Below are 7,864 nucleotides of genomic sequence, written 5' to 3' on the forward strand. Positions count from 1 at the left end.
GCACCCAGGGGCTCCAGCGCCGGTAGATCGCGGCGAACGCCTGCTCGTCGGCGCCGAGCAGCCCGCGGGCCAGCTCGTCGTCCCGGGTTGTCCGCCCGGCCGGCACGAGGGGGCGCTGCGAGGTCTGCACGGTCGCGCTCATGGGGTTGGTCCTCCTGCGCAGCGGCGTTCGCGGGACGAGAAGTTCCGAGTTCTTGTGCCGAGGTGCCTCGACCGGCTGTCGTGCACCCGGCTCGGCCCCGTCACGCGTCCTCGGTCCTGCCATGAGTCTTGGACGCACAAACGACGCAGGCAACACGCGTCGGTTGTGCGTCGTACGCTGAGTCGGTGAGCACGATCGAGCACGACAAGGCCGCGGGCCTGTCAACCGGTGCGGTGGCCCGGCTCCTCGGCGTCGCCCCCACCACGGTGCGTTCCTGGGACCAGCGCTACGGCCTGGGCCCCGACGCTCATACCAGCGGCAGGCACCGCCGCTGGACCGACGTGGACATCGCGCGCCTGGAGCGGATGTGCACGCTGACCATGACCGGGGTGCCACCGGCCGAAGCCGCGCGCATCGCCCGCGACGGCGCACGGCTGCCGCCGGTGCCCGCCGCCGCCCGGAAACGGCCCCGGCCCGTCCGAAGCCGTACGGGCGCCGGACTGCAGCTCGGCGACGCGCGCCGGGAGTGCAAGGGCCTCGCCCGGGCCTCGCTGCGGCTCGACGCCCCTGCCGTGGACGACCTGCTCGCCGCGGCGATCGCCGACCACGGCCTCGTCACGGCCTGGCAGGAGGTGATCATGCCGACGCTCCAGGCGGTGGGGCGCAAGTGGGAGACCTCGGGCGAGAAGTACGTGGAGGTCGAGCACTTCCTGTCCTGGCATGTGTCGGGTGCCCTGCGCCGCAGCACCCCGCCGGTTCCTGCCGGGCAGGGGGCCGAGGTGACGCTGCTCGCCTGCGTGCCCGGCGAGACCCACACGCTGCCGCTGGAGGCGCTGGCCGCGGCCCTGGCCGAACAGGGCCTGCCGGTGCGCATGTTCGGCGCGGCCATGCCCACCCAGGCACTGGTGGAAGCCGTACGCAGGACCGGCCCCGCGGCCATCGGGCTGTGGTCCCAGTCCCGGACCACCGCGAGCCGTCCCCTCGCGCAGCACGTGGCGGCCATGGAGTGGGGCGTGCGCGGCGCGCGCAGGCATCCGCTCGTGCTGACGCTCGGACCCGGCTGGGCCGGTCAAGCGGTTACCGGGCTGCCACGGCCGCCGGGCCTTGCCGAAGCCCTGGCGGTTCTGCGGACGGCGGCAACCGATGACGCCCGTCGGCCTGTCACGCGGTGAGACGGACCCTCACGGTGGCATCCTGACCCACCGCCGGCCCGCCGCCCGCGCGACACCGCAGGGCGGCAGCGGACCGGCATACCACCGGCAGCCGACCCACACACCAAACGAGGAGACAGCTGATGGCCTCTCAGAATCTGTCGACCCCCAAAACCGTCGTCGTCGGTGCGGGACTTGCCGGGCTCGCCTGCGCGCTGGACCTGTCCCGCGCCGGACAGCGGGTCACACTCCTGGAGGCCTCCGACGCGGTCGGCGGACGCATGCGCACGGACCGGCGTGACGGCTTTCGACTCGACCGTGGATTCCAGGTCTTCAACACCTTCTACCCCCAGGTGAAGCGACGCCTGGACCTGCGCGGGCTGCGTTTGCGCCCCTTCACCCCCGGCCTCCTCGCGCACACGCCCACCGGAACCGTCCGGCTCACCGACCCGACCCGGCGCCCCCGGGAGGTGGCCCAGCTGCTGCCGGGGCGGGCTCTGGGCAGCCGCGATCTCGCCGCCCTCGGGGCCCTGGCGGCACGCGACACTCTCCTGCCGGCCCGGGCGATCACCCGCGGCCAGGACCGGACCACCGCACAGGCACTCGCGCGCTCAGGCCTCTCGGCCCACGCCGTCGACAACGTGCTGCGGCCGTTCCTGTCGGGCGTGTTCCTCGAGACCGATCTGGAGACCTCGGCTCGCTTCTTCCACCTCGTGCTGCGCAGCATGGCTCGCGGCACCCTGTGCCTGCCCTCCGACGGCATCGGCGCGGTCCCGGCGCAGCTCGCCGAAGGCCTGCCGCCCGGCGTTCTGCGCCTCGGGACGCCGGTCGAGGCGATCACCGACCAGGGTGTCCTGCTTGCCGACGGACGCGAAGAGCCCGCCGCCGGGGTCGTCGTCGCCACCGACGCCACGACGGCCGCCCGCCTGCTGCCCGGCCTGCCCGTACCCGACGGCCGGACCGTCACCACCTACTACCACGCCACCGACACGCCCCCGCTGCACGAACCGACCCTGATGACGGACAGCACGCTGGCCGTCCTCAACACCTGCGTCCTGACCGAAGCCGCCCCCGGGTACGCCCCGCCGGGCGCCGCGCTGGTGTCCACCTCGGTGCTCGGCGGCGACCCGCCCGGCGCGGAGGCCGCCGTACGCCGTCGTCTCGCCGAGCTGTACGGCGCGGACATTTCGACATGGACCCTGATCGCCGCCTATACGATCCCGGGCGCGCTGCCCGCGATGCGCCCGCCGTGGCCGCTCAGCCGCACGACCCGCTTCGCACCCGGACGGTACGTGTGCGGGGATCACCGGGCCACCGGATCGGTGCAAGGCGCGCTCGCCTCCGGGGCACGGGCCGCTCGCGAGGTGCTGGCGGATCCGGCGAACTCGGGGGGTGTTCGGGGCCGCTGAAGGCGCCCGGCAGATCGTCTCGCCGCCGGGAGGCGACGCCTTTCCTCAGAGTCCCGCGATGCGGGCGACGAAGAAGGCGGCGATAAGGACGGCGCCGCAGACGATGAGCGCGAGCCACACGGAAGGGTGCTCCCAGAGGCCGCCGTCGGACCGCTCTTGGTGGGCCTCGGCGATCGACCCCTCAACGGGCGGCGTCTCCGTGGGAGGGACACGTGAATCCGTCATGCCCTCATCGTCCCTCGGCGGGCGCCGCAGCGCATATCGGCGTTCCGGCTAGGTCCTGACGAAGCCGCGGTATCCGTCTGCGGCTGCCGCGTCGCACTGGGCCCGGTAGCGGTCGAGGCCTCCGGTGTAGGCCAGGAACACCCGGGGCTTGCCCGGCACGTTCGCCCCCGTGTACCAGGAGGCGACGGCCGGGTAGAGCGTCTGCTCGGCGAGGCCGGCGACGTGGGCGCACCACTCCTCCTCGGCGTCCGCGGTGGCGTCGATCTCGGTCAGGCCGCCGTCCCGCAGGTGTGCGATGCAGTCGGTGATCCATTCCACGTGCTGCTCGATGGCCACCACCGCGTTGCTGAGCACGGACGGGCTCAGCGGGCCGATGACGGTGAAGAGGTTGGGGAAGCCCGACGACAGGAGTCCCAGATGGTTGCGCGGGCCGTCGACCCACTTCTCCCGGAGCGTTGTGCCGCCCTTGCCGACGATGTCGACGGCGACCTGTGAGCCGGTCAGGGCATCGAAGCCGGTGGCGAAGACGATCACGTCGACGGCGTGGTCCCGCTCCGAGGTTCTGATGCCGCTCGGCGTGATCTCCGCGATCGGGGTCTTGGCGAGGTCCACGAGTCCGACGTGCGGCTGGTTGTACGTGGCGTAGTAACCGGTGTCCAGGCAGGGACGTTTGGTGTCGAAGGGCAGGTCGCGCGGTGACAGCGCCTCGGCCGTGCCGGGGTCGGTGACGATGGAGCGGATCCGGGAGCGGACGAACTCGGCGACCGTCTCGTTGGCTGCCGCGTCGACGAGGATGTCGTTGTACGTCCGCAGCAGGCCGCTGAGCAGGCCGGACTCCCAGGCCGCCGCGTAGGTCGCGGTGCGCTCGGCGTCGTCGGCGTGCAGGGCCGAGCGGGTGGGCGGATCGAAGACGGTGCCGCCCCTGGACTGCCGCTGGGCGATGCGGAACTGCGGGTAGCGCGCCTTCAGTTCGGCGTTCTCCTCGGCGGACAGCGGGCGGTTGCGGGCGGGCAGCGCGTACACCGGGGTGCGCTGGAAGACGGTGACGGCGGCGGCCTGTTCGGCGATGAGCGGAATGGCCTGGACGCCGGAGCAGCCGGTGCCGATCACGGCGACCCGCCGGCCGGTGAGATCGACACCCTCGTGCGGCCAGTCGGCGGTGTGCAGGGCCTGCCCCGCGAAGGAGGCCGCTCCGGGGATGTCCGGATCCTTGACGGCCGACATGCAGCCGGTGGCCAGGACGACGAACCGGGTGGTGAGCTTCTCCCCCGTGTCCGTGGTGATCTCCCAGAGGTGGTCGTCCTCGGCGTACACCGCACGTGTCACGCGGGTGCGCAGCGTGATGTCCTGCCGCAGGCCGAAGCGGTCCGCGACGTGGTGGAGGTAGCGCAGGAGTTCCGGCTGCGTCGCGTACCGCTCGCTCCACTCCCATTCCTGGTCCAGTTCGGGCGAGAAGGAGTACGAGTACGACGTGCTCTCGATGTCGCAGCGCGCGCCGGGATAGCGGTTGCGGTGCCATGTACCGCCGATGTCGTCACACGCCTCGAAGACGCGGACCGACAGGCCCAGTTCACGCAGGCGGTAGAGCTGGTACAGGCCGGAGAAGCCCGCCCCGACCACGACGGCGTCGAGTTGCGGTCCGGTGGCCCGGGGAGGGGATGGGGGGACGCTGGGCATGCCGTTCTCCTGACGGGTCGCTGCGGGCCGCGGGGCACGCGTGGGCCGGGGTACGCCACTGAGGAGGTGCGGGGTGTGTCAACTCGCGGTCGCGCCGGGAGCGTTGCGCTGCGGGCGGGCGGCGCGGGCCGTGAAGGGGATCACGGCGAGCGCGAGCACTCCGCCGCAGACGGCAAGGAGCGGGTAGCCGCCGCCGGCCACGACGAGGCCGGAGACCAGGCCGCCGGTGGCTCCGGCGAGCGACATCCCCACGTCGACGAGACCTTGCGTGGAGGCGCGCGCCTCGGCGGGTGCGGCCTCCGCGACCATGGCGGTGCCGCTGACGAGCGCCATGTTCCAGCCGATGCCGAGCAGCACGAGGGCAGTACCGAGCAGGGCGGCTCCCACGGCTCCGGCGGGCGGCGCGAGCGCGGCCACGAGCCCGGCGGTGAGCAGCACGCCGCCGGAGGACGCGGCCACGGGCAGGCTTCCGATCCGGTCCACCACGAGACCGGTCAGCGGCGAGGGCAGGAACATGGCGCCCACATGCAGACCGATCACGACCCCGGCCAGCTCCGCGCTGTGCCCGTGGTGGGTCAGGTGCACCGGGGTCATCGTCATGATGGCGATCATCACGACCTGCCCGCTGATCATCACGGCCGCTCCGGTGACGACCCCGGGTCCGATACGGCGCACGGGCCGCTCCCCCTCCGCCGGCTCGGCTGCTTCCCGGTGGTGGCTCCGGGCGAGCAGGAGCGGATCGGGGCGCAGCCAGAGGGCGACGACGAGGGCGGCGGCCGTATAGGCGACGGCGGCGAGCAGGAAGGGGCCGCTGAGGCGGGGCAGGCCGAGGGATTCGGCGAGGGTTCCGGTGGGGCCGACCAGGGCGGGCCCGGCCACCGCGCCGAATGTGGTGGCCAGGAGCACGGTGCCGGTGGCGCGGCCGCGTTTGCCGGGCGGTGCGAGGTCGGTTCCCGCGTACCGGGCGAGCAGGCCGGTGACCGTGCCCGCCCCGTACACGAAGAGGGCGATCAGGAGCAGGGGCACGGTGCGGGACCAGGCGGCGACGATCACACCGATGCTGCCCAGGGCGGCGGCCGCGTGCCCGAGGGAGAGTCCGGGGCGCCGTCCCCATCGCTCGGAGATGCGGCCGATGAGCAGGGCGCCGAGCGCGCCTCCCGCGGTGAACAGGGCCACCGGCAGTCCGGCGAGGCCGGTGGAGCCGAACAGGTCCTGCGCCAGCAGCGCGCCGACGGTGATGCCCGCCGCCATTCCGGCGCCGCCCAGGGCCTGCGAGGCGACGAGCACGGTCAGGATGCGGCGTTGCACCCCGGGGCCGGCGACCTGCGCGGCGCGGACCTCCGGTGTCACGCGCCGGGCCCGTCGGAGGCGTTCAGGGCGGAGATCTCGGCCAGGCTCATGCCCATCTCCCGGTGGAGGAAGCGGACGATGGTCCAGTGCGGGAGCGCGTCCTCGTCGAACGGGCCGAACGCGGCGGTGTAGAGCGGAATCCAGCGCAGGGCTTCCTCCGCCGCGCCCCGGCGCCGCTCATCGGCCCGCTCGCCGCCTTCGCTGCCGTCGCCGCTCTCGCCGCCCTGGTAGTCGGTGTAGGCGATGCTGCGGTGATGGATGAAGTGCCCGCCGGGCAGGCTCTGTTCGCACAGCTCGCGGTATTCGCGGGTCTGCAGGATGAGGAAGTGCCAGATCTCGTCGATCTCCTGCTCCACCGGCAGGAACAGTCCGCCGAGCCGGTCGGGGTGGCGGGAGACCAGGTACAGGTAGCGCAGGCACTCGCGCACCTGGTGCTCGACGTACGCACGGGGGTGTTCGGTCTTCGCGGTGAAGTACCCGACGGCTTCCCCGTACAGGGCGCTGCCCAGGAGGTCTTCGGCGGTGGGGGCGACACGTGCTGATGTGGTCACGGGGCGGGGTCCTGTTCGGGCGTGAGGGGACGGTGGTCGGCGCGCGGCGGTCAGGAGGGACGCACCAGCCAGACGTACTTGCCGGAGTGCCCGATCGGCAGGTGGGTGCGGTGCTCCGGAGTGCAGGTGCGGCCGGTGAGTTCACCGACGAGCCCCGCGAGGTGCCCGGTCTGCGCCGCGTCCAGCGGGGTGCCGTCGAAGGTCGAGTAGCGCAGGACGGCGTCGTCGGAGGTCTCGGACAGGCGCAGTTGGGCGAGGAAGACGCGGTCGGACGCGTCGTGGACACAGGCGTCGAGGTCGGCCTGGGCGACGGGTCCGCCCGGCGTGTCGAGCAGTTCCTTCTCCCGGCCGCAGAAGGCAGCGATGCGCTCGGGGTCGGCTGAGCCGTCGAAGGTGCGCACGCAGTCGCCGGAGCGGTAGCGCACGAGCGGCATGAAGGGGTTGCGCAGGCTGGTGACGATGAGGCAGTGGATGCCGCTGCCGGGGGCGACGGGGATGAGTTCGATGCTCATGTCGTCCAGGTGCGGGCGGTAGCGGCCGGTCCGGGGGTCGCTGGAGTAGAGGTAGCCCAGTTCGGTGCTGCCGAAGAGGTCCACGACGGGGCAGTCGAAGTGGCGGTGGAGCAGGGCGCGTACGTTCAGCGGGGTGTACTCGTAGGCGTGGACGATGCTGCCCGGCTGCGGGAACTCGTCCCAGAGCCCCCAGGCTTCCACCTTCTGCACGAGGTGGGCGAGGTGGTAGCCCGAGCAGTCCAGGTGGTAGCTGCCGGTGGGGTGGGCGTCGCTGATGCCGCGGATCTCGGCGAGCATGCGGCGGACCTCCGCCCGGTCCCAGTCGGCCGGGTCGAGGGTGGTGTTGAGGTAGAGCGTGCGGTCGTCGAGCCAGCGCTCTCCCGGCGTCGCACCCGGCTTCTTGGCGTTGACGCGGGCGACGTGCTCGGTGGCGAGCACGGTGGTCAGGGAGATGCGCTTGGCGCCCGCTTCCCAGGTGGACCGCAGGTCGGGGTGTTCGCTCCACAGCCGGTAGTAGGAGCGGAGCAGGAAGTACGGCGGCCGGATCAGCTGCATGCGGGCGTGGTTGGTGCCGGTCGACAGGACGTACTCCGCCTGGCCTGCCTCGAGCGCCGCGGCCAGGCCGGGCGTCATCCAGTTGTCCGGGAAGCCTCGGGCGATCTCGGTCTTCTCCAGGATCGGGAAGTCTCCGCTGTCGACGGACGCGCGGTAGATCGGGATGTCACGGACCCGGTCGACGACATGCGGGCTGGGCAGGGTTATCATGCGTGATCTGAGGGGGTGTCACGGCCGTGCGCCGCCGAGTAGTGTCGTCAGCGTCACGGCGGGGGGCTGGCGTGGGTCAGGC

At 72.7% G+C, this 7,864-nt stretch carries 7 protein-coding genes; 2 read left to right on the forward strand and 5 right to left on the reverse strand.

Going from position 1 to position 7,864, the window contains the following annotated elements:
• Positions 1 to 327: 327 nt before the first annotated feature.
• Positions 328 to 1,314: a MerR family transcriptional regulator gene (locus tag ACQKIP_RS33345; RefSeq protein ID WP_365856138.1), complete on the forward strand. Its 987-nt coding sequence runs from the start codon at positions 328 to 330 to the stop codon at positions 1,312 to 1,314.
• A 122-nt stretch (positions 1,315 to 1,436) separates the two neighbouring features.
• A complete protein-coding gene (locus ACQKIP_RS33350; protein WP_365856136.1) occupies positions 1,437 to 2,702 on the forward strand; it encodes an NAD(P)/FAD-dependent oxidoreductase in 1,266 nt (421 codons plus the stop codon).
• A gap of 45 nt (positions 2,703 to 2,747) precedes the next feature.
• Here ACQKIP_RS33350 and ACQKIP_RS33355 read toward each other — a convergent pair whose 3' ends face one another.
• The 5 genes from ACQKIP_RS33355 to ACQKIP_RS33375 form a co-directional block, all read right to left on the reverse strand.
• Positions 2,748 to 2,927 (reverse strand): DUF6480 family protein, encoded by a 180-nt coding sequence (locus tag ACQKIP_RS33355; RefSeq protein WP_365856134.1) that lies wholly within the window; start codon positions 2,925 to 2,927, stop codon positions 2,748 to 2,750.
• Positions 2,928 to 2,975: 48 nt separating this feature from the next.
• A complete protein-coding gene (locus ACQKIP_RS33360) occupies positions 2,976 to 4,604 on the reverse strand; it encodes a flavin-containing monooxygenase (RefSeq protein ID WP_365856132.1) in 1,629 nt (542 codons plus the stop codon).
• 78 nt (positions 4,605 to 4,682) lie between these two features.
• Positions 4,683 to 5,954 carry an MFS transporter gene (locus ACQKIP_RS33365; RefSeq protein ID WP_365856130.1) on the reverse strand — a complete coding sequence of 424 codons (1,272 nt, stop codon included), beginning with the start codon at positions 5,952 to 5,954 and terminating at the stop codon, positions 4,683 to 4,685.
• Complete coding sequence (locus tag ACQKIP_RS33370) at positions 5,951 to 6,505, reverse strand: hypothetical protein (protein WP_365856128.1); 555 nt, start codon at positions 6,503 to 6,505, stop codon at positions 5,951 to 5,953. Before ACQKIP_RS33370 ends, ACQKIP_RS33365 begins: the two co-directional genes overlap by 4 nt.
• Positions 6,506 to 6,555: 50 nt before the next feature.
• Positions 6,556 to 7,782, reverse strand: coding sequence for a hypothetical protein (locus ACQKIP_RS33375; RefSeq protein WP_427745009.1), 1,227 nt, complete (start codon positions 7,780 to 7,782; stop codon positions 6,556 to 6,558).
• Between the last annotated feature and the right edge of the window lie 82 nt (positions 7,783 to 7,864).

It is taken from the genome of Streptomyces sp. NPDC059900 (assembly GCF_050270335.1).
Classification (GTDB): domain Bacteria; phylum Actinomycetota; class Actinomycetes; order Streptomycetales; family Streptomycetaceae; genus Streptomyces.

Excerpts from the sequence above, each read along its gene's own strand:
- ACQKIP_RS33355 (WP_365856134.1), bottom strand. The coding sequence starts at position 2,927 with ATGACGGATTCACGTGTCCCTCCCACGGAGACGCCGCCCGTTGAGGGG.
- ACQKIP_RS33360 (WP_365856132.1), bottom strand. The coding sequence starts at position 4,604 with ATGCCCAGCGTCCCCCCATCCCCTCCCCGGGCCACCGGACCGCAACTC.
- ACQKIP_RS33350 (WP_365856136.1), top strand. The coding sequence starts at position 1,437 with ATGGCCTCTCAGAATCTGTCGACCCCCAAAACCGTCGTCGTCGGTGCG.
- ACQKIP_RS33375 (WP_427745009.1), bottom strand. The coding sequence starts at position 7,782 with ATGATAACCCTGCCCAGCCCGCATGTCGTCGACCGGGTCCGTGACATC.